The sequence below is a fragment of the Haloarcula amylolytica JCM 13557 genome (assembly GCF_000336615.1).
Taxonomy (GTDB): domain Archaea; phylum Halobacteriota; class Halobacteria; order Halobacteriales; family Haloarculaceae; genus Haloarcula; species Haloarcula amylolytica.
In genome coordinates, this window is the sequence record NZ_AOLW01000038.1 from 1 (window position 1) to 255 (window position 255).

A 255-nucleotide genomic window follows, 5' to 3' on the forward strand; every position below is an offset into this window, starting at 1 on the left:
GACGGTGTCGCAGCCGGCGCTCTATATCTCGCTGGTCAGGAGTCAGACATCCGGCTCACACAAGCGACGATCTGCGAGCCACTGGATGTACATATTACCACGGCCCGTCAGTGGTTCCAAGAGATCGAGGAGCATATCGTTGAATGAATTCTCGCGACGGACTATGGCTACTGTCTATGTGTTTTTACAGAAACGGAATTAAATCCGCACCGAATAACCTACACCATCGCTACGCCTTATCCGTCAGCATAGAAT

The 255-nt window shown here is 51.0% G+C and carries 1 pseudogene; it reads left to right on the forward strand.

The features are described from left to right. Positions 1-147: pseudogene (locus C442_RS22985) on the forward strand (transcription initiation factor IIB); the annotation flags it as partial. Positions 148-255 lie beyond the last annotated feature (108 nt).